The sequence below is a fragment of the Chryseobacterium aquifrigidense genome (assembly GCF_006716485.1).
Taxonomy (GTDB): Bacteria; Bacteroidota; Bacteroidia; order Flavobacteriales; family Weeksellaceae; genus Chryseobacterium; species Chryseobacterium vietnamense.
On the sequence record NZ_VFPD01000002.1, the window covers coordinates 228,114 to 253,839 of the forward strand.

Here is a 25,726-nt window from a genome sequence, read left to right on the forward strand (position 1 = left end):
AAAGGGTTCTCTTTGCATAAAATTTAAAATATGAAAAGAACCCTTTCGACAGCTTTATGCTGTATATTGCCATTAGGATATTGGGTAAGTGGACAGTCCGGGCTCTCCGCAGAGCTTAAAACAGAGTATATTCCTGCTTCCAATTATATCCGTCCGGAAGACAGTACAAAGACTAATTCTAAAAGTGATTTTAAAAGAGTAGATCTGAACCTCAGCATTCCGTTATCTGTAAAAAAAGATTCCAATGGGAAAGTAAGAGCATGGTCTATGCTGCTGAGTGGATCTTATGCAAAGATGACCCACAAAAATTACGAAACTGCATTATTTCCGGATCAGATGCTGAACGCACAGGTCGGAATACAGCATATGAGACCTTTAGGTAAAAAATGGAGTATGATGATGACGGCATCGGTAGGAGTGTATACAGACCTTGAAAAAATAGATTTCGATGATGTACTGGGACAGGGAGGAATTTTATTTATCAGACATTTTAATCCTAATCTTTCGTTAGGAGCCGGACCAGTGCTTACCACTGCTTTTGGTGTTCCTATGATTTTGCCCTGGATTTATTTCGACTGGAAGACAAACGGAAAGATTAAATTCAAAATTAATTTCCCGGAAGGAATGGAAGCCGGATATCTTTTCTCGGATAAATTTGCTTTAAAAGCTGTTGTAGAACTGAACGGAATGACAGCAGAGAGGAGTATAAACGGAAAATCAATGTTGTTAGGTTACCAGCAGATCACCGCAGGACTCAGACCGGAATTAAAAATCAATGACAAGCTCACCGTACGTCTCACGGGAGGTACAGCGATATTGAGAAGCTTTAGTGAAAACGACCGAAAAATCAGCGGCATTTTCAGAGACAAAAAAATAGCTGATCCAAGATTTTCGAGCACGTTTTACGCTGCAGTATCACTACGCTGGAATCTGCCATAAAAAACTGCCGGAAACGGGAAGTGCAATAACTTCCGGTTTCCGGCTTCTTTCTTCCGGCTATTTGCTGATCAATTTCTTATACACCACCTGATTAAGCAATTCTTCTTTTCGGGTACGAGATATAGGGAGTTCAATTTTATTAATAAAAAGACGTCCTCCTGAAATCATATCAATATGGGTAATATTGATGAGGTAAGATTTATGAATCCTGAAAAAATGATCTGAAGGAAGTGACTCCTCAATGGCCTTCATAGTCTGATGAATAATCAGTGATTTATCTTTAAAATGAAGCTTGGTGTAATTCTGCATACTTTCAATATAGAGTATATCTACCCATGAAATTTTAATGAAGGTGTCAGACTGTCTTACATAGAGAAAAGGATCATCCAGCGTTGTATTATTTTTCAGTTTCTCACTGATGATAAACTGTTGCTGAGCCTTATTAACCGCCTGATAAAACCTGTTGAAGGCAATGGGTTTTAAGAGATAATCCACCACCTGCAGGCGAAATCCTTCCAGAGCATATTCAGAATAAGCGGTAGTGAGAATACACAGAGGAGGATTTTCAAGCTGTTCCAAAAATTCCAGGCCCGTAAGATAAGGCATATTGATATCCAGGAAAAGAAGATCTATTTCGCTTTCCTTTACCTTCGCATCAGCTTCCAATGCTGTTGCGCATGTTCCTTCAACCGATAAAAAATCAATCTGACCGGCCAGTTCTTTAAGATGAAATCTTGCCAGAGGTTCATCATCAATAATAAGGCATTTCATTTTGGGTATATTAGAGCTCATAACTGTCAGATAATGTTAGTATTAATGTTATTCTAAAGATATGATTATCCGATTCGATATTCAGATCATGGGAGTTAGGATATTGTAATTTCAACCGTTTTTTTACATTTTGAAGACCAATTCCGCCCGTTCCGTCTTTCTTTTTATAGGTCGCCATATCCGAATAGGAGTTTTCGACATAAAAATACAAACTGTTATTCTTTTCTTTACAGGAAATTTTCACATACCCTTTATGCCCCGGAAGCCTGCAAACGTATTTAAATGCATTTTCAATAAAAGGAACCAAAAGTAATGGGGCAATAAAAGCTTTTCTGTTATTGATCTGCCATTGGGCATTTACATCCAGTTCGTTTCCCCACCTCAGTTTTTCTACCTCAACAAGGTTTTGGAGATACTCAATCTCTTTATCCAAAGGAACCAGTGGTTGATTGCAATGATACAGCTGATACCGGAGAATGTCCGAAAATTTCATCAATAAAAAATCCGCCAGTTGTGTATCTGTTTTCATCAGAATATGAATATGATTCAGGATATTAAATACCACATGAGGATTGATCTGGTCCTGTAAAAGTTTGAGCTGGTTTTCCAGATGAGCCTGCTGAAGCAGAATATGATCGCGTTCTATTCTTCCGTGTTCGTTGTAAAATTTTACACCACACGCTGCTCCGTTGATCAGAAATGAGGCAGGCAGAGACATATAAAACCCCTTCCACAAAAAAGGTAACTGATCTCTGAAGTTTTCAGGAAGCTGATCTTTGGGCTCCACTTCAAGATACGTGAATATAACGGAGAAAACCAGACTAAGCATGAAGATAACCATTACCAGCTGTACCAGGAACAGTTTCATTTTCTTTTCCCTAAGAGCCTTCGGAAGAAGCTTATTGGTTAAAAAATGAGTAAATGTAAACGAGAATGCCGCAATAATTGCAGCCTGGGTCATCGCAAGATAAGTTTCTGTTGTGCTCTGGAAATTAAACCACAATACAATGGCTAATACAAGCCAGAAAATAAAAGTAAATATGTATTCTTTTACAATAAAAGATTTTGTCATGGAATTGGAAATAGGTTATAAAAAAATTAGAAACTGCAGGGAAAAACAGTTTCTAATGGTAAAGATAATTTAAGTTTCTTAGAATAGGAAATAACCTATTCCGAGGGAAAAACTGTGGGGTTTGGACTTAAATTCTTTATTGATGCTTGTAAGACCGGTCTCGTATCTCAAATCTACAGTGAAGTTCTTATAATCTAATCCTACACCTCCCGTAATGCCAATATTGGATTTGTCAAACTTTTTAAATCCCTCCTGAAGAGCCTGCGAAGTAGAAACTTTATTGTTGAAGGCGTAGCTGTAAACACCTCCAGCGAATACTCTCACATTAAAATCGTCTGCTTTAATAATTTTATATCCTACTACCACAGGAATATCAATAGCGTTCCATGAAAGTTTTGAAGAGCTTCCGTCTTGGGATTGGTATGATGTTTTTCTTTTGTTGAATAGAGCTTCTCCCTGTACATACAGTTTTCCGATATCTAATCTTGTCATTACACCTGCCTGATAACCGAATCCATATTTCCCTTCCAGAGAAGATTCCGTGGAGGTTTTTGTAAAGTTTGCCCCTCCCTTTACCCCAATGTGAAAAGCCGGAGTCTGTTGTGCTTTTGTTTCTATACTGCAAAAAATGCATAATAACAATGCACTTAAAGCGAAAAATTGCTGCTTCATAATTTTATTATTGTTAAAAATCTGGTGCAAAACAACAACTATGATGGAAAGGATGAAATTTTATTTGATGAATGGCAGAGATGCTATGACAAGGATCTGTTTTAGGGTGAAAAATAAAACCGGAAATAATATTACTTCCGGTTTTTTATTGTGCATAAGATTATCCTTTATCTATTTCACAGACCTTTACAATTTGTCTTGCAGCACATATAATCTTCTTCTATTGTCATTGACACATAGATTCTTCATTTCGCTGCGTTACATTCAGAATGACAGAATCATAATAAAATAAGATAGCAGGATTAATGTAAAATTGTAAATAATTACCTTAACTTTTAATAAACTTTAAACTTTTTCTGATGGTAGTGCCATCATATATATTGAGCATATATATGCCATCCGGCAATGTTGAGACTGATATTTCCTCTCCGTTTGTATGTCCGGTTTTAAGTATCTTACCCTGTACATTCAGGATGCTGTATGAAGTCTGTTTACCATCCAGTCCCTTTACCTGGATAAAGCTATGAGTGGGATTCGGCAACAGTTTGATATTATCTGTATTTCCAGGAGCTGCTACAGAACGCTGCTGTACGGCTCCAGTATTATTGCAGTACGGTAAAGCCGACAGGTCAATGTTTGGAGCCTGAGCAGGCGCAGTAACGCTCAGTAATGAATTTGCCGGAGTATACTCATTGGTAAATCCACCGTTTCTTAAGAAAAATTTATTATTAGCAGTCCCTCCGGAAGCATCCACTCTCTGATTGGTAGAGGAAGTATTATCAGCGGTAAAATTTGCTTTTGAAATAGGTATCCATTTTCCTTGTTCCGTTCTTACCCATTGGTTTCCGAATTCAGCCTTTCTGCCGAGATAACCATTTTCAGCCTCAAAATTTTCAACAAAACTGTAAAATCCTTTTAAATAAGTACTGATATAAGGCCTCTTCCAGCTTGCAATCAACATCCAGCATCCAGCTTCCGGGTTAAAAAACCAGGCTGTGTAATCTGTATTACCAACTCCATCCGGATTTGCCTTAAGCAGAAATTTATAGGTAAGACCCGCTTTCCATGGGAAAACAAGGTAGCTCTGTCCTCCTGACCCTTCATTACCGAATTCGCCAATGGTAACATTTTCCCCCTTACAGTTTAATTTTATCTTTTTATCATCAGGAATTGAAGTAGGATCGTCTGTTTCGAAGGGACTCCATACTGAAAATAAAACACGTCTTTCCTGTGCTGTATTTACCTGCATTCCAAAATAACCTTCTCCGAAACCGTTTACCATAAAATAAGAGCCAATGTTATCCTGGCCAACAGGCACTGTTACTTCATTGTAGTAGTAGGAAACATTCTCAGAAGTAGGAACAACGTAGCCTAAGTGACAGGAAGGACCTCTTCTCGCCCAATAATAATAATCCGGATTGTTACAGAAAATAGTATTTCCAGATGTTGCAGGTCCATCAATCTGCAGATCAGATACGCGTCCGAAATAGAGTCCGTTTTTACTCACCCCCTGAAGGTCTACTTTTACATATCCTGCGGGTACATAAAAGCTTCCTGCAGAATAGGTATTAAAAGTGGTTCCCTTCATAAAGATCTTGTGTGAAACTCCATTGACAGTAACCTTAATTGTACTGCTTTTGTCAAAGAATACCTTTGCAATGACATTAATGTTTAGCATTCCACTGGTGCTTACTTTAAAATAGGTGCTTACTACCGCTTGCGAACTTGTCCAGTTTATCAGTCCGTAATCACTAATCTCCTCTGTTCCATTGCTTACCGGGCGGGTTATAAAGGCATTTCCGCTAAGAGGAATTTTATAAGTGTTTCCGTTATAGGGAATAATACCCGATCCCGAAGCCAAAACAAGATGGGCCGTGCAAAAGAATGCAATTAATAAAAAAATAGATTTTAATACTCTCATTTGTGTAATTTTTTGTTAAAAGTAATAATGTAAAAGGTTAGAATCGAGAGAAAATGAACGAAAATTCAAATTTGATATAAATTCACTTTTATTTGAATTTTTTTGTTTAAAATATTTTGATTTTAAGACTGCTAGATTTAAAAACAAAAGAATGATTAGTGTATTTTTTTACTATAAAGAGTATATTTTGTGATTTTTATAGAAATAGATGACAAATTTCATGGGAGAGATACCTTTTGGATACAAATAGTAAGAATAATAAAACCGGAAGCAGTAATACTTCCGGTTTTTTATTTAATTTTAATAAGGCTGTTCCTCGCAAATAGAAGGAGGAGTACATCCGCCGCCTCCAGGGTTTCCACCGCCACCTACGGCAATGCATTGTCCGGGATTTCCGTCTTCATACATTTCACAGGCATATCCCCATGCGCATTGACAGTCGTCCTGACAATTGTAAGAGTTGCCTCCCATATGACAGCCATCTATGCCGCTGCCCAGAATCGCAGATAAGTCTTTTCTCAAAAGTTTTTTCATTGTTTTCATGATAATTGGTATTAAATGTTATTGTTTACAATTGTACATCCTTGTAAATATAATAAAATTGTCTTAATGTGTTGTAAATGAATTTTATGTGGAGCTTTTATATAAAGAAAAGCCACTGCAAAAGTGGCTTTCTTATGATGAATAGAAAAAGATGTCTTAGAAGCTGAATTCTTTCTGATACAGCATACGTTCTTTTGTAAAAAGAGGAATAGTTCCTTCATATCGTAAAGGAGCGATTCCAAAACCGTAGAACATATCAGCCTGGATTTTACCTTTTACAGTAATCACTCCTTTTCTTGTCGGAACGAAGGTTAACCCTAAAGATGAAAGGGCAGAAGCTCTTCCTTTTAAACCCGAATTGGCAATAGGAATGGTAAGAAACATCAACCCTACAGCTCCTTTGGCTTCTAAACCGGCTTCGGCAGATAAATTACCTTCTGCAACAGTGATAGCAGGTTCTGATTTCTTATGAAGGTCAATATTAATCGCTGGATTTTTGCTTATCAGGAAGTTAGCATTCCCTTCAAGATCCAAAAGCTGGGCCTGTACTTTTCCTGCAGCCTGTACTCCCAGAAATGGACCGGCAGAAAGGGTAGGGCTTAAGATCAGTCCTGTAGGTCCCAAAACGATAGGAACGATAGGAATATTCAGGTAATCTGTTGTACTTGCGGTGTAGCCAAGGCTTCCTACAATAGTTGCGGAGCTTTTAAGTTTGATATCATCCATGATGAGGTTAACATAGAAGTTGGACAAATGCCCCCATGAGAATGTGATATTATAATCAATTTTTGGAGTAAACCCTCCTTTTACATTGACACTGGATGTCCCTGCTGAAGATAAAGGAAATGAAAAGGTTCTGTTAAAATCAAAACGGTTGAAAGTGATTAATTTCTGATTTTGAATGTTTTTGGCTTCAATAGAAAGTATTTTTTTGTTGATCTGCTCAGAAACCATACCTTCTACCGGGACATAATTGACCATTTTTCCATCAATATTGATGGGAGCTTTCCCTGATGGATCATACACACCGCTCAGTGTTCCGCTATAGATAAATTCTTCAAGCTTGGCACTGGAAGTTTGTACTTTAAACTGGTTATTCAATTTTGAAACAGAGCTTACTTTTGAAAGAATAGTGTTCACCTGATCACCTTCTATCTTAGTCCCTACAATAACAGTTCCTACTGAAATACTGTCAGTTTGCGGAGTCATACGGCTAAATGTAATTTCTCCGTCGTTATGAGTGGAAATTGCATTGACAGATTCATCATTCAGAATAATAACATTCTTTTGTAAAGTCAGATTTCCTAAAGTCTTCATAGGAGCAGACTCCGCAGGTTTTTCAACAGGCAGATCGGCAGGATCATCCTGAGAACAAGATGTTAAAAGAAACAAACAGAAAATAGATAACAGAAAAGTAAAGTAAAAATTTCTGTTGATTTTAAAGTGGTTGGATTTCATTTTCATATAAAGTGATTTTAAGTTTTAATCAAAATTAGGTGAATTATTTAAAACTTACAAACGAATTATGTTAAATTAATAACAACAACATAATGATCTTCAATTATGGCTTCTGTTATATGAAAAATAAAACCCGCTATCACAATAGCGGGTTCCAGATATTATTTTTTAAAGGACATTGTTAAGGGAACAGAAACATTTGAAGAAACCGGTTTCGCTTTATCTTCTGCGGGTTTCCATTTGCCTTTATCTTTAATCCGGTAAAAAGCGGCTTCAATGAAAGCGTTTACATCTTCATTGTTTCCTTTTACATTGGGATTAAGCGCATTCCCCTTAGAATCTACTACAAAACTTATAGTAGCTTTGTAAGAATCTGAAGAAAAGTTGAGAAAATCAAGATCTACAGCTTCATATAAAAGTTTTTGAAAAGCAGCCTTACCCTTATCGTATTCTGCTTCTTTACTTACTTTTGTTTTTACAGGAGGATCTGCAGCGATCATTTTCTGATCTTCAAGAGAGGCTTTGTCCAAAGCGGTCTTGTAGGCTGTTATTTTATCCTCTGTCAAAAGCCATTCTTTCTTGGTTCTTAAATCATTAGGCTTAGGATATTTATTATACAGGGCCGTTTTCTTTCTTTCATAGCGTGAGTCTGCCCTTTGAAATTCAGAAATCTGGGCACTGCTGAAAATAAAAGTGAAAATGAATGCTGATGCTAAGACCTTTTTCATGATTTATTACGCTTTTACAATATTAATAATGACTTCAGTTGCTTTTTCCATACTTTCCAAAGCTACATATTCGTATGGTCCGTGGAAATTGATTCCTCCTGCGAAAATATTCGGGCATGGAAGTCCCATATAAGAAAGCTGAGCGCCATCTGTACCTCCTCTGATTGCCTTGATCTTGGGCTCAATACCAGCTTCAGTCATTGCTTTTGCAGCAAGATCTACGATGTGCATTTTACCCTCAAACTGCTGCTTCATGTTTCTGTATTGCTCCTTGATCTCCACTTCAGCAGTTCCTTCACCGTGTTTTTGATTGAATTCAGCTACTTTTTCTTCCATGAATTTCTTTCTGGCTTCAAATTTATCTGCATCATGATCTCGGATGATATATTGAAGTTTGGCCTCTGAAATATCAGCCGTAATATCCATTAGGTGGTAGAATCCGTCAAAACCTTTTGTTGTAGAAGGAGTTTCGTTAGCAGGAAGCATTTGAGCAAATTCAGCAGCTAAAAGTGCAGCATTGATCATTTTTCCGTACGCATATCCAGGGTGAACACTTAATCCGTGGATTTTCACAACCGCTCCGGCAGCGTTAAAGTTCTCATATTCAAGTTCTCCAACTTCTCCGCCATCCATTGTGTAAGCCCATTCTGCACCAAATTTAGCAACATCAAATTTATGAGCACCTCTTCCGATTTCTTCATCTGGTGTAAATCCTATGGCAATTCTTCCATGTTTGATTTCCGGATGCGCGATAAGATATTCAGCAGCTGTTACAATCTCTGCACAACCTGCTTTATCATCAGCACCAAGAAGTGTATTTCCGTCAGTCGTAATTAATGTCTGACCAACATATTTTTTTAAGCTTTCAAATCTTGAAGGAGATAAGGTGAATCCTGTTGTCTGGTTCAAAAGAAGATCATTTCCATCATAGTTTTCCCAGACCTGAGGCTTTACATTTTCTCCGCTGAAATCAGGTGAAGTATCATAATGTGAAATAAATCCGATGGTAGGTCTGTCATCATTTTCAAGGTTAGAAGGAACATAGCCCATAATATAACCATTGCTGTCTATAGAAACATCTTCCAGACCGATGGTTTTAAGTTCTTCAGTAATATAGTTGGCAATATCCCACTGACGTTCAGTAGAAGGTGTAGTTTCACTTTCTGCATCACTGGTAGAATATATTTTTACATAGCTAAGAAAACGGTTCAGTAATTTTTCTTTCCACAAAGGGTTGAATTCTATTGTACTCATCAGATATCATAAATTTTAACAAAGTTAGCAAATTTGATGCTGAGAATACGTTATTTGCGATTTAATATCAGTTATTGAAATTTTAAATCAGATATAAATCTTTGAAAATCAAAATAGTGTTAGCTTTGTATGTACAGTATACCAAGTAGTTTAGTTTTATTATATTTGAGAAAATCAAAAAGTAAAAATGTTTCTTACCGAATGTCCTAGAGATGCTATGCAGGGATGGGGAGAATTTATCCCTACCGATAAAAAAATAGATTATATCAACTCCTTGATGGATGTTGGCTTTGATGTATTGGACTGCCTGAGTTTTGTTTCCCCTAAAGCGATTCCGCAGATGGCTGACTCTGATGAGGTGGCAAAAAATATTGACAAATCACGGTCCAAAACCAAAGTTTCTGCCATTATAGGTAATTACAGAGGTGCCGAAAAAGCATTGAAACATGAGTCTGTAGATATTCTGGGCTTCCCTTTTTCTATTTCCGAAACGTTTCAACACAGAAATACCAATAAAAGCCAGGAAGAAGCTTTTGATGAAATCATTAAAATGCTTGAATTGGTAAAAAGTGAAGGGAAACAGCTTAATATCTATTTCTCAATGGCTTTTGGAAATCCATATGGTGAAATGTGGAAATGGGAAGATGTAGACCAGTGGGCGCAAAAGTTCTCAGATATCGGAGTGAAAGATATCTTATTATCAGATACTACCGGAGTGGCCACTCCTGAAACCATTGCCCTTTTGTTTGAAAAAATACCTTCAAAATATCCGGATATTAATTTTGGAGGACACTTCCATAACCGCTATGAAGATTCCTACTCAAAATTAAAAGCCGCTTACGATCAAGGCTGCCGAAGATTTGACAGTGCGATCAAAGGAATAGGAGGATGTCCTATGGCTAAAGATGATCTTGTGGGAAATATGCCTACAGAGCAGGTGATCAACTTTATGAGCGTTGAAAAAGCAGAACATAAGCTGAACCTTCTGAATTTTGAAAGCTCTTATAACAAAGCGAAGGATATTTTTCATTTTTAATATCATGAAGAATAAAATATCAATAGGAGCGGGCTTTAGCCCGCTTTATTATATTAAAATACAACAGGCTTTAGCCAAAACATATTAATTTTAATCAAAATCAACAAAATGTCTCCAATCATCTCACCAAACGAACTCAAAAATATTCCAACACAAAATCTTGTTATTCTTGATGCAAGAACAGGAAAAGAAGTAAAACAAACTTACCTTGATAAGCACATTAAAGGAGCAAGGTTCATTGATCTGGATAAAGATCTGGCTGAAATAGGAGAAAACGCAGCTTTTGGAGGCAGACATCCGCTTCCTTCCGTAGATAAATTTACTGTAACTCTTTCAAATCTTGGAATCTCAGAAGATGCTCATATTGTTGTGTATGATGATAAGAATGCTTCAAATGCTGCAGCACGTGCCTGGTGGATGTTAAGATCTTTCGGATTTAAAAATGTTCAGGTTCTTGACGGAGGGATGCAGGCCGCAGAAAAGGCTGGGATAGAATTTTCTTCAGGAGAAGAGGCCTTTGAGAAAACTTCGTTGATTAAAAAAGAGCATTGGAGCCTGCCTGTTTCGAGCCTGGAAGTGATTGAAAATGAATTGAAAAACAATACTTCTACGGTTGTTGATGTGAGAGATGCCTATCGCTATAAAGGAGAATCCGAACCGATTGATCTTGTTGCCGGGCATATTCCGGGAGCGATTAATATTCCTTTTTCTGAAAACCTTGATGAAAACGGGAACTTTCTGAGCCCGGAAATCTTAAAAGAAAAATACAGCCGATTATTAAAAGATAAACCTGAACATCTGATCATTCATTGTGGATCGGGAGTTACTGCCTGCCATACAATTTTAGCTCTGGACTATGCAGGATTTCCCATTCCGGATCTGTATGTAGGTTCATGGAGCGAATGGAGCAGGAGGGAAGGAAAGGAAATCGCAAAAGATATTTAAAAATAAAAACCCCGAAAAATAATTCTTCGGGGTTTTATATTGTTAAGAGTGATTAAAGCATTCCCAGCTCAAACTTCGCCTCTTCGCTCATCATATCCTTATTCCAGCTCGGTTCGAAAGTAAGCTCTAAATCTACACTTTTTACATTCTCTACTTCAGCCACTTTATCTTTTACTTCCTGAGGAAGAGTTTCTGCAACAGGACAGTTGGGAGTAGTAAGGGTCATAATAATTTTTACGTCAGCATCATCGGAGATCTGGACATCGTAAATAAGCCCTAGTTCGTAGATATCTACCGGAATTTCAGGGTCATATACGGTTTTTAACACACCAATGATTTCCTCACCAATGTCAGCAATTTGATCGTCTGTAAATTTCATTTTTTAATCTAGATTGATATTCCTTTTCAACAAATCTTCCTGACGCATGCGCCGGAAAATATTTGCCAAAGTTAAGACATCTTTTTCACAATAGTCCACAATTCTCTGCAAGTCTTTCTCTATGTAGTAAATTGATGAAACCATTGAGCCGTCAATATCATCCTTCGGAGTAGGAATACCAAAGACATGAGCCAGTAATTCCAGGGATACAAAACTCTTATAATCCCCGAATTTCCAAAGCTCCATTGTATCGATGTGGGGAATCTCCCATGGTTTTTTTCCAAACATCTGAAACGGTGCCGGTGGCTGCATTCCATTGATGAGGTATCGTCTGGCAATCCAGGGAAAATCAAATTCTTTTCCGTTGTGAGCACAGAGAATGACGTTGTAAAGTCTTGGGCTGTTGAAGATTTCCCCAAATTCCTGAAGCATTTTCTTTTCATCATGCCCGGAAAAACTCTTTATTTTTAATGTTTCATTCTTTTCAACCATTCCAATGGTGATGCAGATAATTTTTCCAAACTCGGCCATAATACCGGCTCTGTCATAAAATTCTTCTGCGGAGATATCGTCTTTTCTCTGAAATTTGGTTTTTTTATCCCAAAGATATTGCTCGGTTTCGGATAATTCGTCCCATGATCCTGCCTGTGGAACGGTCTCAATATCAAGGAATAAAACTCTTTCTAAGGGAATGTTCTGTATCATATGTGTTTTTGTTGGGTGTTTATCCTACCTGCATTCCATTTTTTGTAGGTAATGAAGGTGCTAAGAGAGTAACGTCTTTTTTGTCCTCACCATATAATCCTAATACAAGACACTCGCTGAAGAAATTGGCAATCTGCTTTTTAGGGAAATTGACAACCGCTAAAATCTGTTTTCCAATAAGCTCTTCTTTTTCATAGAGAGAAGTAATTTGTGCCGATGATTTTCTGATTCCTAAGTCTCCAAAATCTATTTCGAGCTGGTACGATGGATTTCTTGCTTTTTCAAAATCATTCACTGAGATTATAGTTCCGCATCTGATGTCTATTTTTTCAAAATCTGCCCAGGTGATGTCTGGTTTTACTGTCATGGTAATTCGTTAATTAGATGTTCTACTTCTGTTTTCTGTTCTGCATATTTTTGTTGTAGTTCTGAACCTTCACCCATTCTTTTGTAATATTCCAACACTTTTCCTCCGAAGAATTTTTTATGGAAATCCGAAACTTCCGGGATCTGTGGAAAGACTTTGTGAAAAAGCATTTCATAATATGCCTGAAATTCTCTTTCATTTTTGTCTTCAATCACCTGTCCTGGAGCTTTCTGTCTTACATGAAGCATTTCGTGGGCAACCATATTCAGGACAAGGTTCAGGTCAAAATCAAATAAATTTCTTGGGATCATTACCGTTTGCGGTCCTCCCAGATCTCCTTCTGCTGTCAGAAGCATCGAAGTAGGGGAAAGTTCTTCCCTGAATCCAAAGCCTGCAAAATTTTCATGCTCCAGGTCAAAAGAATGGATCAGATATTTTGCTGCATCCAGAATCTGGTTGTGTTCTTTGTAAGCCTCAAGGTGTAAGTTGATCTGCTCGAAATTCATCTGAAATATGTTTTATAACAAATGTATTAAAATATTGAGAATACTAATGGTTTTGGGTCAAAGGTTTAGAATAGAAATGTGAAATTCTTTTTTATACGTCAAGTTCTGTCGCTTCTGGGGGTGATATTTGCTTCAAGAAAAAACACAATATGAAACTCGACTTAAAAATTCCAGGTGGATATCTTTTGCCGGAAACCACCTAAAAAAATAACGCTAAAACCTGAAGACAATCTACTAAAAAGAGCTTCAGATCTCAACCTTTATAAAAACCAAAACAAAATTAAAAATGGAAGCAATTAATCAAAATAATAGCTCACAAACTTTATTCAGATTTGCAACAATGCGCAGCGCAGAATTGTCTGATCCGAAGAATAGGGAGAAAAGATTTATTTTCAGAAACTATTTAAGACAAAAAGGAGTAATTGACCCACGAGTAGAAGCTGGGGAATCTTTGAAAAACGTCTGCGAAAAGATCACAGGTTTAACAATAGAAACAGAAACATCTCTTAAATCTAAAAGCATACAATTTTATGAACTGTCAGTTTGGGTTGCAAAAAATAAAGTAAAAGCTACCAAAGAGGAGTTTGATACTAAAATCAAGACTTATAAAGAGACTCCAAAACCTATTGTTGAAATAGATTCTAATTTTTGGGATAATCTTATTTATCAGGTAGTTACTCAAAAGGATTTTTATGCAAAAGAAACTTTAATGCAATTTTTGCATCTTGATCATATTCTTTCCAATTATGATGGAACTACTCAAGCACAGTATGAAGATGTTATAAAAGCCAAAGTGGTTCTTCCTAAGGAACTTTTCAGCACAAAGTCTGCTTCTTCAAATACAGTTGCTTCAAGAGGGGGAAACAGTATTCAAAGTCATCCTTTGAGTGATAGTGCCTTGAAGTTTGCAGAAGCTACAGTAAACTTAAAAGGAAATGAGGAGCTTAAAAGAACTTTAGAACAGCTTGAGAAGAATTATCAAAAAGAATACGGAGCGGCTTATGATATTGCCTACAAACAATATCAAGAAGAGGTAAGGCCTGAGCAGTCCAGATATGACGCTCTTGTAAAAGAACAGGAATATCAGAAAGAAATTTTCCTGGCAGCAGATAATCGTGAAGGCCTATCAAGTTTAAAATATATTCCGGTTCCGGAAGTCGAAACTTTTACATTTAATTTTCGTCCTGAAATTCAGGCAGATTACCTGCAGCGCCAATTAAGCCAAGAAAATAATGATTCCTTACAACGAATTTTTGGTACTTCTGACCTGGCAGGTACATTAAATAAAGTATCAACCTTTACAGAGCTTTTTCAAACTATTGAACAAAACAGCCAGCAATTACAGCAAACGATCTTAAATAATACAAACCTTACTCCACAGGTTTCTACAACGGTAGGAGGTGTTGTAATTCCTGTAACGCAATCTGTCAATACTCAGGAGATTCCTTTTTTTGCAAGAACAATGAGTGGTAATATGGGATTGGGGGATCATACCATGATTCTAACAACTGATATCAATGCTCCTAAACATATTGTAAGTGGAAATTACAATATAAAGTCATATGATGATCAACTTTTAGCAGGTGGAACCCTGGCTTATACATTTGATGCTCCCAACGTAACATCTTTATTCAATACTCCGGAAAAAATTCCCGCTGCTGTTATAGATAAAAATGAAGTTTTGCTATTGGAAGGAGAAGTTATTCTTAATGATGGACTTGCATATACCATGAAAGCAAAGTTATTGTGGACGGCAAACAGAATGTACAGATTTGAAGGACCTGGAACCTTTATAGTAAAAAATAAAGGGACCGGAGGTGATGGAGTAACTGGTGGCTGCCTGCCTGTTTTGTTAAGAACCAGATCTTTTCAGAATTATTCTGACAGATGGTTATTAAGTATGACGCCTAAAGAGACCACATCGTTATTTTCCTCGGCTTCAGGAACAATTAAAATATTGGATAATAATGGGAATGTTATTCAGACCTCAAATCAATTACAAGTTGCAGGTGGAGGAGATTACTTATCCCTGTTTAGCGATGGTATTTTACCTCAATTACAAATTACAGATGCCATAAAGAATGGCTGCCAGCTTGAAGCAGAGCTTACCCTTGACGACGGAAAAGTATATACCTGCAAAATTCCTATGACAATATATACCGCAGGAGGAATAGATTCAGTAACAAAAACCTTTAATCTGACTGGCGAAGGAAGTGTTTGTCTGAAAAGTAAAGATACCCCGACAACACCTGAGGATGATCAGCCATTCATCCCATCAGGCTTTGGAATGAAAAATATTGGTATTGCAGATTACCGAAAGGTAGAACAAAGTACTTATTGTTATGTAGAAGGAGATGTTTCACACATCGAGAATATTATGGCAAGGGAATATAGAGAAAAATCTTCACGACGATTAAAAAGAAGTGAATCCCAAACCACTAAATCTACGGAATCTGAAAAAGAAAAATTGACGGACACTACTTCCACGGAAAGAAATGAGATGCAAAGCGAAATTTCTAAGGTACTTCAGGAATCTAAGGATTTTGCAGCGCAGGCAGGATTTAATGCATCATGGGGAGCGGGAGCAAAGTATATGCTAAATACTGCTGCCAACTATGCTACTCATAGTTCCAAAGAGGAAAGTAACAGACAGGCCGTTACCGAGGCTAAAGATGTTACCGCCAGAGCCCTGGAAAGGATTGTTACCAAAGTGAAAGAAGAGCGTATTGATAAAATCCTTGAGGAATATGAGGAAAACAACAAACATGGTTTTGATAACACCAAAGGCAGCAACCATGTCGTAGGGGTATATCGCTGGGTGGATAAAGTAGTCAAAAACCAGATCTTTAACTATGGAAAGAGAATGATGTTTGAGTTTATGATTCCGGAACCTGCCAAATTACATTCATTAGGAATGAAGGTAAGTACTGTTGTTGAAAATCAATTGGTAAAGCCTATTGATCCGAGAGAATCTGCCGGGATGCAGATCAAAGACTGGAGTGCTCTGGCAGATTCCACAAAACTAAAATATTGGCTGGGTTATTACAATGTTGAAGTTGATGAAAGACTGGAACCAGTTGTGTATGTAGGAAAATCCATTGATTACTCATCCACAGAATCAAAACAAGCGTCTTCAAAATCTGACCTTATTGCGATTCCGGAACATTATATCACTGAATCTTATGTTGTTAAAAGCAGTAATTCTTTCCCTGGTTACAATGGTTGGGGAAGTGGGGCCAGCTTATTAGTAGGAGGAGATAGTTCGTCTAATGCATTTTTGAAATTCGTTAGAGAGGTTCCTATCACTATTGCAACAACAAATGCCCATTATTTCCACGCAACGGTTAATATCAAATGTGTGCTGCAGGAAGAATATAAAAATGGCTGGCTGCAGAAAGCATTCAATAAAATTATTGAAGCCTATAAAGTGGAGTTGAGCAAATATGAAGCTGCCTTGGCAGATGCAAAAGCTGTAGGAGTTCAGATCAAAGGATCTAATCCGGGATTCTATAGAAAAATTGAAAATACCATTTTAAGAAGAAACTGTATCTCCTATATGCTGAACCAGAGTCCTGATGCATTACTCACTTTCGGTAAAAAAAGATATTATACCAATGATAATGCTTCTGTAGAAACTTTTCAGAATACAGACATTAAAGTGGATGAAAAACTGGATCAATATGCTGCATTTATCAAATTTATGGAACAGGCATTTGAATGGGAAATTATGAGCTATTATTTCTATCCTTATTATTGGGGAGAAAGAAAATCCTGGGCAGATTTATATCAGTTTGATGATAATGATCCTACGTTCAGAGCCTTTATGCAGTCGGGAATGGCAAGAGTTATTGTTACAGTAAGACCAGGATTTGAAGAAGCCGTGAGACATTTCCTTGCTACAGGACAGATCTGGAACGGAGGTGAAGTTCCTGTTATTGATGATCCTTTATTCTTATCCATTGTGGATGAATTACGCTCACCAAAAGCGACAAAGGAAGGAGAGCCATGGAGAGAGAAAATTCCTACTTCCCTTACTATTCTTCAGGCAGGATCTATTGGGCTGAAAGTAGAAAAAGCTTTGCCTTGTAACTGTGAATCGGGAGTGAAGTTTGATGATGAATTGGGAGAAATCTGCGGAACTAATTTCGAACCTAATAATAATCTTCTTGGGGTGGAATCACTTGAAGGTCAAAAAGTTATCTCTGGAGACTGGAAGTAAAATAATTATTAATCTAAAAAATTAAAAAAAATGCCAATAATAGGAAAAATTATACGTGTCAGTGAATTACCTCCCATTGGAGAAAGGGAAACGAATGCTATTTATCAGGTAGCAGCTCCAGGTTCCCTATCTTATACGGATTACGCCGTTGATGAAAACGGAGATTTAAAAACCCATGCCGTTGTTGATGGAACCATTCCCCTGGAATTAGCTGATAATCATGTCAGTATTTCAAATGCTGATCTTTTAGCAGAAGGAATCGCAAGCCAGGCTCAGTATAATATCAAGACAAAAGAGAAATTAGCTAAGAAACTGGAAATTCCTCAGACAGATGGAAATGCGCAGGATTATCCTAAAATCATAGGCCTTAATGATAATGGAAATGTTGCCAAACTTCCTGCAGGTGATCTGGGGAAGAATATGATGAATGCAAACCTGTCCAACAGTGCAGCTAGAAGTCATACCCTTAATGCCTCATTTTCAATCAACACCTTAGGAAACCCTTATGTATTATCCGGGCTGCCCAATAAGAATTCTGACACTGCTAATTTTCAAAAAATTGTAGTTCAAAATAACAGTGGCTTGAATGCTATTGTAGACAGTAAAAATTTACTGGTGGAAATGCCCAATCAAATGACAGAAACTGAGAGAGCCACATGGAAAACTAAAATGAATGGAGGCTGGAGTACAGACACGATGAGTGTAGCTGTTATATCACCACCAATTGTAGATAAAACAGATCGTCCGTTTTGGATTAATCTGAAGGGAGCCAACTTAAATCTTCCATCCACCAGCTTTAAAGTTGAGTTATGTACTCAGGACAGTGTTTCTGCTGATACAGCTACTGTTGTCGCTGCAATCCCAGGTTCCCAGGTCCAGTTATATACCAATGGAATTGATCTGACTTTCTATTACAATTTCAAAAATATTCCGGTAGGAGAATATAAAATCAGATTGTGGAATGGGGTAGCATGGTATCTGACAAGTTTTACCATCCGTGTGGTAAGCCAGATCCAGCGTATTCCTCTCAATAATATTGTCTGGGAAAAGAAAATATACAATAATGCTGTATCATCAGCCATTACACAGGCGGGAGCTGCTGTAAGCTACAGTTCCGACAGTAATGTAAAGGCGCTGGCCGATGATTCAACTTTCATCGCTGCCCGAAAGACCAATCAATTGATTGGAGCAGATGAAGATTTTTACATGAGTGTTGAAATTACGGGTAAGACGGCAACAATTAGCGGACCTAACGGCTTTGGAACAATGACCCAGTTTGTGGGACTTGTAAATGCCTCCAGTACAGTAGATTTATTAAATCAAACGGTCGCAAATATCAGGCTGGTTCAGTCCTACTGGTACCCAATGTGTAAAATATTCCCTGATAATTCAGCAGAGACAGTAACCACTGCGGAACCTACTTACGCCCTTAATGCGACATTTATAAGACGTGGAGGAAGCTGGACTGTTATTGTCAATTTCAATAACAAAACGGTTACCTATACCAAAACGGGGTATACCGGACCGGTTGCCTTTGGTATGTACAATATGAATACAATGGGAAATACAGGGGTAAGCGCCAATATTGTTGAACTCTATAAATTATAACCTTTATCAGACTTTGAAATAAAATCAATAAAAGGCAGAGCCTGAAAATTCTGCCTTCAATAAAACCTATCTATGAATGTATAGGTACTGTTATTTAACCAAGCAAAATTTTAACAATGAAAGAAAAATTATTAATACCTGAACAGGTACAGCTGCTTTTAAACGAAATCAATACAACAGATCTCAACCTGGGGGAAATCCAGATCTCTGAACATCCTCTGCTTCCATCTTTTAACAGATTTATTCGAATCAATAAAATGGTAGTAGATACAGAGCTTCCCAGAACCTATCTTTTTTATCAGCAGGTTTTAAGAGATAAAGAAACCAATGAGATTGAACCTTCCAACCTTCCGACTCCGGAATGGATGATTGGAGAAGAAGAATGGTCAAGCCTGAGAGATGAAAACTTTAACAGAATATTGGTTCCTGTAGTTGATGAAGAAACTCAGAATCCTGTGCTGGATGAGGAAGGAAATCCTAAAACGTCTATCATCAAAGTGAATACCCATCATTATATGCTTTGGCTTGTGAAGAACAATAAAATAGGCTTTCTGGATCTTCTGAAAAGCTATTTGCAGGAATTTGTTGAGTTGAAAAGCAATGAGCTTAATAAATTGTCTTAAATACCAACAGTTTGTTTAGATGAATTCAATAACCATTTTACTGGCAGGGCCTTAAAGCTCTGCCTTTTTCAAAAAAGAAAAATTATGGAAACACTTGAACTTAAAGAAATCATCAGTAAAGAATGGCGTAAAGAGAATATCATCCGATTAAAAACATATCTCAATAAGAATACTGAGATTGTTGATCTGGTACAGGCACAGCACAAACTTAAAAATGCAGGGCTTCTGTTGAATGAAAAATATTATTTGGAGCTTTTGTTATTGAACGAAAGCCAAACCAAAAAATTCACCGAGAATATGACCATCAAAGAACTTTTTCCTTTGAATGAATTGGAATGTTTAACAACTAAAAAACAAAGAAAATGGAAAAACTAATATCTCCACAAAAGCTATTAGAAGATTGGAGAACGGATGACTTTATCAACAAACAGTTTCTGTGCTCGGAACTTCGAAGAAGAAATACTCTTTTCAATGATTATATTTTAGAATACGATGTTAATAATTATGATTGGCACGCAGAACAAACGTCAATTAAAGACAATAAAGAAAACATAATAAAATTAAAAACTTATCTCAATAAAAATACAGAACTTGTAGATTTAGTTCAAAGACAAAATGAAATAGAGTTTGATATAGATTTAAATGTAAGAAAACTATATTTCCGGTTAAAATATTTTTTTCACAGAAATGCAGACACTGAAGAACTGCGCAGAAACAAAGCAATTATGCTGGAAACTTTTTCTTATGAAGAATTTAAAAATTTAATACAATACGTTGGTTATGGTGATTTTGAAAAAGACACTTCATATAATTATCTCGGATACTTTTCTAAAATTTACGAATTCTATTTTAACCAGGCGAGTACTCCGGAACAGTTAATATTTCTTTATACCAATACTCCGGATTTTGTTTTTGAAAGAATAGTATTGGATAACGAAAAGGTGATGCAGCATCTTATCACTCTTACAGAATATGATGATACTGGATTTTTTAGTGGTTGGAAAGACGGAAGTTCTGCCTTGGTAAATATCTTCAAAACTTCTTCTCCCGGTTACATCATGAATCGGTTCAAAAAAGAACCTGAGCTTTGCAACAGGATTTATTATAACCTCGATGATATAAGTTATGTAGATGAAAAACCACAATCTAACCGAATCATTTTTGCCGGAATTATGCGGTCATTCGCACAACATCACACGATAAAAGAAGATGCACCAATTTTTAAAATTAAAAAAGGCTATAGAGTAAACACTAAAGTTAACGAGCTTTCGGGAACTATTTTAGGATTATTTGGTCAGTCTGATGAGGAAACATTTTTTCTGCAACAACAGCAAGAACAATACATTGAAGAAGAAAATTACGTAACTGATGATCTTGGGGTAAGTACAATTGCTAAAAGCAGCACGCAAGAAACAATATACAAAGACTTGGACGAAGGAAGGCAATTTTTGCCATTAGAAATGGTATATCTTGAAGAAGAGTTTGATGGGGTTACTACGATTACGAAAGTTCCGGCAATTTATGTAAAAGCTTTAGCAGATGCAGAAAAGTGGGCAATAATAAACGATAGATTGCGTATTGCAGCAGATATTGCCGCTATTATTCTGGGAGTAGGAACTCTTGCTACTACAGGAAACCCGTACCTGTTATTAGCTGCCGCTGCAGATCTTAGTTTGGCATTACCGGATCTTACCATACAGGCATTTCGGGAAGAGATAAGAAAACTTCCCGGTGGAGAGCAGTTTCTGAAAGACTGGGATCTTATCTATGGAGTTGGCGGAGCTATTGTAGCTGCACCACAGCTTATTGTTTCTGTTTACAGGGGAATTTTTGTATTGCTGCCCAAAGCTGCAAAAAATGTAAAGCAGGGTTTGAAAGCTTCCGCTATTTCCTTATTTTTGGATTTAAATGCAGGACGATTTGAACGAAGTTCTCTACGCCTGTTTCAACAGACAGAATGGGTAATCCCAAGCGCAGGTTTCATTTCAAAAACATCGGAATGTGATGCATTGATACAAAACGGGGCATTCTTTATGGAGCTCGATGCCGCTGCTATTATGGAGAGTATTGGTAAAAAAGGAGGTATTAATCCTGATACTATAGGCTCAATAAGTAGTAACAGGAGGTTCGCTTTGGTGTATAAAGGTGAGATTATAGCCGAGGGAAGTCGTTATGATAAAGCATATCAGAACGTTTTGCAGGAGATAAAACAGGCAAGTTATAGTTCAGAAAAGGTTGGAGAAATTTTGGATGATTTAGTTGTTTTAAAAAATCGTACAAAACCAAGTAAACCTAAAAATATTTTTGCAAAACCTAAAGGAATAATCACTAAAATGCCAAAAGTCTCAGATGATGTTACCAAAATATCATTAGAGTTAGAAAATGAAGCAGCTGAAATATTGGCAAAAAATGGTTTTGATATAGAACAAAACCCATTTGTTTCAGGAGTAAAAAATCCTGATTATAAAATTGAAGGTAAAATTTTTGATTGTTATTCCCCTACTAGTAAAGACAAAGCTGTTAGAGGAATCTGGACTGAAGTTAAAGAAAAAATTATTAAACAACAAACTAAAAGAGTTGTAATAAATCTTAAAATTTGGGAAGGAGATATGGTGAAACTTCAAAAGCAGTTTTCAGATTGGGCTATTGAAGGGTTGGAAGAGGTTATGTACATAACGAAAGAAGGTAAAATTAATCATTTAATAATAAAAAAATAAAAATTATGTCACTCACATATAACTTAAAATTTATAAGAAAAGTTGAAGAAAAACCAGAATTAAAAAAAATGATTGAAAATCATGATAATAATCTTTTTTTAGTCTCTGGGTTATTTTCGTATGATAATGGATATATTGGTGGACACTTTGAAGATAATATGGTAGAATTAGAACTTGATGAAATTTCTTTTATTTCATTTGATGTTATAAAAAAACATGCAGGTTCAATATTATTAAGAAAATCTATATTACAAATGGTTCATAAAATCACTAATGAAATTTATCCTAACGAAGACTATTATTTAATTTTTAATGGAGATTATATCTTTGAAAAAAGAGAAAATGGTATTGTAAAAAGGAATAGCAATAGTGATTTTTATGAAGGACTAGATTAAATTTAAAAATAATTATATAACGGCAGCCATGAGTTGCCGTATTTTGTTTAAATACTATACATACAAAATATAGAATAATGGAACAGATTATACAGAAATTACATCATGGAATAAAACAAAGTGGTTGGGATTCTTATAAGCCTTTAAAAAATGAATTATAAGCTTATAATTCAAAAGATTTAATGATTAAGTTGCTTAATTCTGAGGATTTTAGGTATAAAAATGTAAGAAGTCTTTTTGTTATTATTCCCGAATTATGGAAAGATTTTAATCTGGATGATTGGATGTATATTATTCGAAAAGTTGACCGTCCTACAAATTACCGATTATATATTGATGACGGACCCTATTTTGAAGACATTCGTTTTTTATATAACTGGATAGGTATAGATAGTATTAGTTTGTATAAAAATGATCCGGGAGTTTCTTCTAAAAATAAACAAAACTTAGATAAAGTATTTCCAATGTTTCTACATGATACATTAAGAAATGGAGATTATAAAAGAAGAATTTTTAGATGGAACATTTGGTGACATACAATATTTCCGAGATATGAAAACGCGATTAATAAGTCAAGGGGAAAAGCCAAGTCCAATGCCAAGTTTATAATGATTTTGAATAGTTTTAGAAACATTTTAAATTGAAATAAACACCGGCCGCCTTTAAAGGCGACCGGGTGATTTAAACTAAAAAAATAAATTAAGGATGTTCATTTCTAGCTCTGATGACCAGATTTACCAAATCTGAGCCGCCACTTGCAAAATTATCACTTGGATTATGCGCGCTTTGTGTTGCCACAGCATACGGAGAGCCGTCCCAATATCCCCAAAAAGGGCCTCCGCTTTGTCCAGGCCATATATCTGCTTTATGGCTCATGCTTTCGTTGTCATCAGCACTCCAAAAATCTCCATCCAGTGCGATACCTGTTTGATAGGTTGGTCTTTGCGTTCCTGTAAGGTCTCCAGGATATCCTGCGTGAGTCCAGTAAGCGCCTCCGTCCCATGAATCGGAATAGGATTTTGAGCCTAACCAGCCTGTGCTGTTTCCGATAGGTCTGTCTAATACAATTACCACATAATCGTATTGTATTTCTGTTGAATCAATAGAAGGTCCGGCAACTTTATACTTGTAGTACGTTAAGGTACCCCAGGCAGTTCCGTAAGGAGCACTTCCGTTGTAATACATTGGAGTGAATTTCAACCATCCTGTTGTGTTATTAGGCTGCCAGTCTACAATGTGAGAGCAGGTAAGAAGGTGTCTAGGCCCGATCATTACTCCGCTTCCAGAACCCAGAGAACTTTCTACTCTGCCGACACATCTCCATGGATAGGCTGTAGAATTGTATACTTTTCTCTGATCGACTCCAAAAATAGTTCTTGCATTCTCCGGAGTCAGGAAAGAATCTCTTTCAATAAATTTAGGTTTACGGTCTCTTTTCGGTTCAAGTTTCGGATTGTACTCAAAATCAGCATGGGTAGGATAGAAATGATCAGTTTCCAGAGCTCGGTTTTCTGCTGTTTTTTCGTCCATAGGCATTCCTATTGTTTTCATTCCTTTAGGGAAAGTTCTTCCGTTAATGGTTTCCATAGCGGGAGCCAGCTTAAATAATTTTTCAATTACTTCTGGTTTTTCAGTTGATTTTGCCTTGACAGCTCTAAGTCTTGACACTTCTTCAGCGGTCATTGGATTGTTGTTTTCGATTTTTGACATGATTATTATTTTTAATCTGGTAAATTCCTACTCTTTTGATGGCTTTTCGGATTCCGCCGGTAATGGTTATTGGTTAAGTGAATATTTTTTGAGAAAATTCTGCGGTCATGCTTTCTGTTTGGTTAATTTGCGCTGCTCCCATAGCTGCTAAGGCGATGGCAACTTGTTTATCAAGTGTTTTTCGGACGATACTCCCATTGGTAGCACGTAGAATTTTACAGAAATGGTAGGTAAAATACCCTCGAATTTGTCCGCTGATAGTGCCTTCCATGGATACCTGGTTGTCTTTTGCTGCAGCCCATAATGTATGATTCATTCCCGCAACAGGGACAAGCGCTTTAGTAAGAGCGGTTGATTTTTTTGAACTTTTAGAAGCCTCCATTTCACTGGCGTACGTCAGATAAAATTCATCTTCAAGCATTGGAAGAATATAACGTGCGGTTTCGTTAAGAAAATCTGCTTCCAGTCCCAGATCCATTTTTCGGGTTCCTGTTCCGGAATAACAGCAATCGAAGATAACTTCCATATTCACTCCGGCTTTTAATTTGCTGAGAACTGTTTTAAAATCATCGTCACGAATGACTCCGTTATTGGCATAATCGTGCGGACAAATAGCTTCATCCAAACCATCAAGTTCAAGGTCTGAGCCGATATTAGCCACTCTGGTTCCGTGACCTGAATAATAAAAAACCAGAGAATCTCCTTTCACACTTGTGCTGATCATGGATTTCAGATAGTTCAATATATTTGCTCTTGTGGCATTCTGATTGGTCAGGATTTTAATCTTTGCCGGACTAAAACCACAGATCACCAGTGTGTTTGCCATATCTCTCGCGTCATTTACACAGCCGTTAAGATCCGGACCTCCGTATCCAATGGGTGCATAATCATTAATACCTACGATAAGTGCTTTTTTCATTGTATTAGTTTTAAAAATATTCCCTACTCTGTTTCGGCTTTTCGGGGGCTGCCTTTCTGTGTTTTTCTATGACAAAATTCCATCATTCTGGAGGACAAAAACAGAGGAGAAAACCGTATTTTGAAAAAGGAAAAACACCTTTTTGCTTGTATATTAATGTGTTATAAAATAAAAATCCGGCAGCTTGAAAAGCTGCCGGATACGTAAATAGAATGTAAAGATGTTTATTTTATCAGATA

At 36.8% G+C, this 25,726-nt stretch carries 24 protein-coding genes; 10 read left to right on the top strand and 14 right to left on the bottom strand.

Annotation, left to right across the window (positions count from 1 at the left end; translation table 11 throughout):
* Window positions 1-30: 30 nt before the first annotated feature.
* Complete coding sequence (locus tag FB551_RS16195; protein WP_047426667.1) at window positions 31-939, top strand: DUF6268 family outer membrane beta-barrel protein; 909 nt, start codon at window positions 31-33, stop codon at window positions 937-939.
* A 57-nt stretch (window positions 940-996) separates the two neighbouring features.
* On the opposite strand, the gene FB551_RS16200 is transcribed toward FB551_RS16195, so the two are convergent.
* The 8 genes from FB551_RS16200 to pepT form a co-directional block, all read right to left on the bottom strand.
* Entirely contained in the window at window positions 997-1,731 is a 735-nt protein-coding gene (locus FB551_RS16200; protein WP_142018248.1) for a LytR/AlgR family response regulator transcription factor, read from the bottom strand.
* On the bottom strand, window positions 1,721-2,782 hold the full coding sequence (locus FB551_RS16205; protein WP_142018249.1) for a sensor histidine kinase: 1,062 nt from the start codon (window positions 2,780-2,782) through the stop codon (window positions 1,721-1,723). Before FB551_RS16205 ends, FB551_RS16200 begins: the two co-directional genes overlap by 11 nt.
* Window positions 2,783-2,860: 78 nt before the next feature.
* Window positions 2,861-3,454: a porin family protein gene (locus FB551_RS16210; RefSeq protein WP_047426676.1), complete on the bottom strand. Its 594-nt coding sequence runs from the start codon at window positions 3,452-3,454 to the stop codon at window positions 2,861-2,863.
* 328 nt (window positions 3,455-3,782) lie between these two features.
* Window positions 3,783-5,375 (bottom strand): DUF3472 domain-containing protein, encoded by a 1,593-nt coding sequence (locus tag FB551_RS16215; RefSeq protein WP_142018250.1) that lies wholly within the window; start codon window positions 5,373-5,375, stop codon window positions 3,783-3,785.
* Between the two features lie 300 nt (window positions 5,376-5,675).
* Window positions 5,676-5,918, bottom strand: a complete 243-nt coding sequence (locus FB551_RS16220; protein WP_047426682.1) for a hypothetical protein — start codon at window positions 5,916-5,918, stop codon at window positions 5,676-5,678.
* Between the two features lie 156 nt (window positions 5,919-6,074).
* Window positions 6,075-7,382 carry a hypothetical protein gene (locus FB551_RS16225; RefSeq protein WP_142018251.1) on the bottom strand — a complete coding sequence of 436 codons (1,308 nt, stop codon included), beginning with the start codon at window positions 7,380-7,382 and terminating at the stop codon, window positions 6,075-6,077.
* A gap of 155 nt (window positions 7,383-7,537) precedes the next feature.
* A complete protein-coding gene (locus FB551_RS16230) occupies window positions 7,538-8,104 on the bottom strand; it encodes a hypothetical protein (RefSeq protein ID WP_142018252.1) in 567 nt (188 codons plus the stop codon).
* Between the two features lie 6 nt (window positions 8,105-8,110).
* Window positions 8,111-9,358 carry a peptidase T gene (gene pepT, locus FB551_RS16235; protein WP_047426688.1) on the bottom strand — a complete coding sequence of 416 codons (1,248 nt, stop codon included), beginning with the start codon at window positions 9,356-9,358 and terminating at the stop codon, window positions 8,111-8,113.
* Between the two features lie 187 nt (window positions 9,359-9,545).
* On the opposite strand from pepT, the gene FB551_RS16240 reads away from it, so the two are divergent.
* Window positions 9,546-10,394: a hydroxymethylglutaryl-CoA lyase gene (locus tag FB551_RS16240; protein ID WP_110009044.1), complete on the top strand. Its 849-nt coding sequence runs from the start codon at window positions 9,546-9,548 to the stop codon at window positions 10,392-10,394.
* A 108-nt stretch (window positions 10,395-10,502) separates the two neighbouring features.
* Window positions 10,503-11,339, top strand: a complete 837-nt coding sequence (locus FB551_RS16245; protein ID WP_142018253.1) for a sulfurtransferase — start codon at window positions 10,503-10,505, stop codon at window positions 11,337-11,339.
* A gap of 52 nt (window positions 11,340-11,391) precedes the next feature.
* Here the strand turns inward: FB551_RS16245 and FB551_RS16250 are convergent, their stop codons facing one another.
* Genes FB551_RS16250 through FB551_RS16265 form a run of 4 tightly spaced genes read right to left on the bottom strand, consistent with a single transcriptional unit; the run spans window position 11,392 to window position 13,296 of the window.
* Entirely contained in the window at window positions 11,392-11,718 is a 327-nt protein-coding gene (locus FB551_RS16250) for an SUF system Fe-S cluster assembly protein (RefSeq protein ID WP_034691980.1), read from the bottom strand.
* A gap of 3 nt (window positions 11,719-11,721) precedes the next feature.
* On the bottom strand, window positions 11,722-12,423 hold the full coding sequence (locus tag FB551_RS16255; RefSeq protein ID WP_142018254.1) for a 3'-5' exonuclease: 702 nt from the start codon (window positions 12,421-12,423) through the stop codon (window positions 11,722-11,724).
* Window positions 12,424-12,442: 19 nt separating this feature from the next.
* On the bottom strand, window positions 12,443-12,790 hold the full coding sequence (locus FB551_RS16260) for a tRNA-binding protein (RefSeq protein ID WP_047376054.1): 348 nt from the start codon (window positions 12,788-12,790) through the stop codon (window positions 12,443-12,445).
* The gene (locus FB551_RS16265; RefSeq protein WP_142018255.1) at window positions 12,787-13,296 is read right to left on the bottom strand and encodes a hypothetical protein; all 510 of its coding nucleotides are present in this window, start codon (window positions 13,294-13,296) and stop codon (window positions 12,787-12,789) included. The genes FB551_RS16260 and FB551_RS16265 overlap by 4 nt, the downstream gene beginning before the upstream one ends.
* Before the next feature lie 286 nt (window positions 13,297-13,582).
* On the opposite strand from FB551_RS16265, the gene FB551_RS16270 reads away from it, so the two are divergent.
* The 7 genes from FB551_RS16270 to FB551_RS16300 all read left to right on the top strand — a co-directional run bounded on the left by FB551_RS16270 (window position 13,583) and on the right by FB551_RS16300 (window position 23,391).
* Window positions 13,583-17,515: a hypothetical protein gene (locus tag FB551_RS16270; protein ID WP_142018256.1), complete on the top strand. Its 3,933-nt coding sequence runs from the start codon at window positions 13,583-13,585 to the stop codon at window positions 17,513-17,515.
* 30 nt (window positions 17,516-17,545) lie between these two features.
* Window positions 17,546-19,123, top strand: a complete 1,578-nt coding sequence (locus FB551_RS16275) for a hypothetical protein (protein WP_142018257.1) — start codon at window positions 17,546-17,548, stop codon at window positions 19,121-19,123.
* Window positions 19,124-19,239: 116 nt separating this feature from the next.
* The gene (locus FB551_RS16280) at window positions 19,240-19,746 is read left to right on the top strand and encodes a hypothetical protein (protein ID WP_142018258.1); all 507 of its coding nucleotides are present in this window, start codon (window positions 19,240-19,242) and stop codon (window positions 19,744-19,746) included.
* Between the two features lie 84 nt (window positions 19,747-19,830).
* Window positions 19,831-20,121 (top strand): hypothetical protein, encoded by a 291-nt coding sequence (locus FB551_RS16285; protein ID WP_142018259.1) that lies wholly within the window; start codon window positions 19,831-19,833, stop codon window positions 20,119-20,121.
* The gene (locus tag FB551_RS23540) at window positions 20,109-22,463 is read left to right on the top strand and encodes a CdiA C-terminal domain-containing protein (protein WP_226798717.1); all 2,355 of its coding nucleotides are present in this window, start codon (window positions 20,109-20,111) and stop codon (window positions 22,461-22,463) included. The genes FB551_RS16285 and FB551_RS23540 overlap by 13 nt, the downstream gene beginning before the upstream one ends.
* A gap of 5 nt (window positions 22,464-22,468) precedes the next feature.
* On the top strand, window positions 22,469-22,858 hold the full coding sequence (locus tag FB551_RS16295; RefSeq protein ID WP_142018260.1) for a hypothetical protein: 390 nt from the start codon (window positions 22,469-22,471) through the stop codon (window positions 22,856-22,858).
* A gap of 182 nt (window positions 22,859-23,040) precedes the next feature.
* A complete protein-coding gene (locus FB551_RS16300) occupies window positions 23,041-23,391 on the top strand; it encodes a hypothetical protein (protein WP_142018261.1) in 351 nt (116 codons plus the stop codon).
* 166 nt (window positions 23,392-23,557) lie between these two features.
* Here the strand turns inward: FB551_RS16300 and FB551_RS16305 are convergent, their stop codons facing one another.
* Entirely contained in the window at window positions 23,558-24,568 is a 1,011-nt protein-coding gene (locus FB551_RS16305; RefSeq protein ID WP_142018262.1) for a trypsin-like serine peptidase, read from the bottom strand.
* A gap of 73 nt (window positions 24,569-24,641) precedes the next feature.
* Window positions 24,642-25,487 (bottom strand): caspase family protein, encoded by an 846-nt coding sequence (locus tag FB551_RS16310; RefSeq protein WP_142018263.1) that lies wholly within the window; start codon window positions 25,485-25,487, stop codon window positions 24,642-24,644.
* Window positions 25,488-25,726 lie beyond the last annotated feature (239 nt).

Excerpts from the sequence above, each read along its gene's own strand:
- FB551_RS16195 (WP_047426667.1), top strand. The coding sequence starts at position 31 with ATGAAAAGAACCCTTTCGACAGCTTTATGCTGTATATTGCCATTAGGA.
- FB551_RS16200 (WP_142018248.1), bottom strand. The coding sequence starts at position 1,731 with ATGAGCTCTAATATACCCAAAATGAAATGCCTTATTATTGATGATGAA.
- FB551_RS16205 (WP_142018249.1), bottom strand. The coding sequence starts at position 2,782 with ATGACAAAATCTTTTATTGTAAAAGAATACATATTTACTTTTATTTTC.
- FB551_RS16210 (WP_047426676.1), bottom strand. The coding sequence starts at position 3,454 with ATGAAGCAGCAATTTTTCGCTTTAAGTGCATTGTTATTATGCATTTTT.
- FB551_RS16215 (WP_142018250.1), bottom strand. The coding sequence starts at position 5,375 with ATGAGAGTATTAAAATCTATTTTTTTATTAATTGCATTCTTTTGCACG.
- FB551_RS16220 (WP_047426682.1), bottom strand. The coding sequence starts at position 5,918 with ATGAAAACAATGAAAAAACTTTTGAGAAAAGACTTATCTGCGATTCTG.
- FB551_RS16225 (WP_142018251.1), bottom strand. The coding sequence starts at position 7,382 with ATGAAAATGAAATCCAACCACTTTAAAATCAACAGAAATTTTTACTTT.
- FB551_RS16230 (WP_142018252.1), bottom strand. The coding sequence starts at position 8,104 with ATGAAAAAGGTCTTAGCATCAGCATTCATTTTCACTTTTATTTTCAGC.
- pepT (WP_047426688.1), bottom strand. The coding sequence starts at position 9,358 with ATGAGTACAATAGAATTCAACCCTTTGTGGAAAGAAAAATTACTGAAC.
- FB551_RS16240 (WP_110009044.1), top strand. The coding sequence starts at position 9,546 with ATGTTTCTTACCGAATGTCCTAGAGATGCTATGCAGGGATGGGGAGAA.
- FB551_RS16245 (WP_142018253.1), top strand. The coding sequence starts at position 10,503 with ATGTCTCCAATCATCTCACCAAACGAACTCAAAAATATTCCAACACAA.
- FB551_RS16250 (WP_034691980.1), bottom strand. The coding sequence starts at position 11,718 with ATGAAATTTACAGACGATCAAATTGCTGACATTGGTGAGGAAATCATT.
- FB551_RS16255 (WP_142018254.1), bottom strand. The coding sequence starts at position 12,423 with ATGATACAGAACATTCCCTTAGAAAGAGTTTTATTCCTTGATATTGAG.
- FB551_RS16260 (WP_047376054.1), bottom strand. The coding sequence starts at position 12,790 with ATGACAGTAAAACCAGACATCACCTGGGCAGATTTTGAAAAAATAGAC.
- FB551_RS16265 (WP_142018255.1), bottom strand. The coding sequence starts at position 13,296 with ATGAATTTCGAGCAGATCAACTTACACCTTGAGGCTTACAAAGAACAC.
- FB551_RS16270 (WP_142018256.1), top strand. The coding sequence starts at position 13,583 with ATGGAAGCAATTAATCAAAATAATAGCTCACAAACTTTATTCAGATTT.
- FB551_RS16275 (WP_142018257.1), top strand. The coding sequence starts at position 17,546 with ATGCCAATAATAGGAAAAATTATACGTGTCAGTGAATTACCTCCCATT.
- FB551_RS16280 (WP_142018258.1), top strand. The coding sequence starts at position 19,240 with ATGAAAGAAAAATTATTAATACCTGAACAGGTACAGCTGCTTTTAAAC.
- FB551_RS16285 (WP_142018259.1), top strand. The coding sequence starts at position 19,831 with ATGGAAACACTTGAACTTAAAGAAATCATCAGTAAAGAATGGCGTAAA.
- FB551_RS23540 (WP_226798717.1), top strand. The coding sequence starts at position 20,109 with ATGGAAAAACTAATATCTCCACAAAAGCTATTAGAAGATTGGAGAACG.
- FB551_RS16295 (WP_142018260.1), top strand. The coding sequence starts at position 22,469 with ATGTCACTCACATATAACTTAAAATTTATAAGAAAAGTTGAAGAAAAA.
- FB551_RS16300 (WP_142018261.1), top strand. The coding sequence starts at position 23,041 with ATGATTAAGTTGCTTAATTCTGAGGATTTTAGGTATAAAAATGTAAGA.
- FB551_RS16305 (WP_142018262.1), bottom strand. The coding sequence starts at position 24,568 with ATGTCAAAAATCGAAAACAACAATCCAATGACCGCTGAAGAAGTGTCA.
- FB551_RS16310 (WP_142018263.1), bottom strand. The coding sequence starts at position 25,487 with ATGAAAAAAGCACTTATCGTAGGTATTAATGATTATGCACCCATTGGA.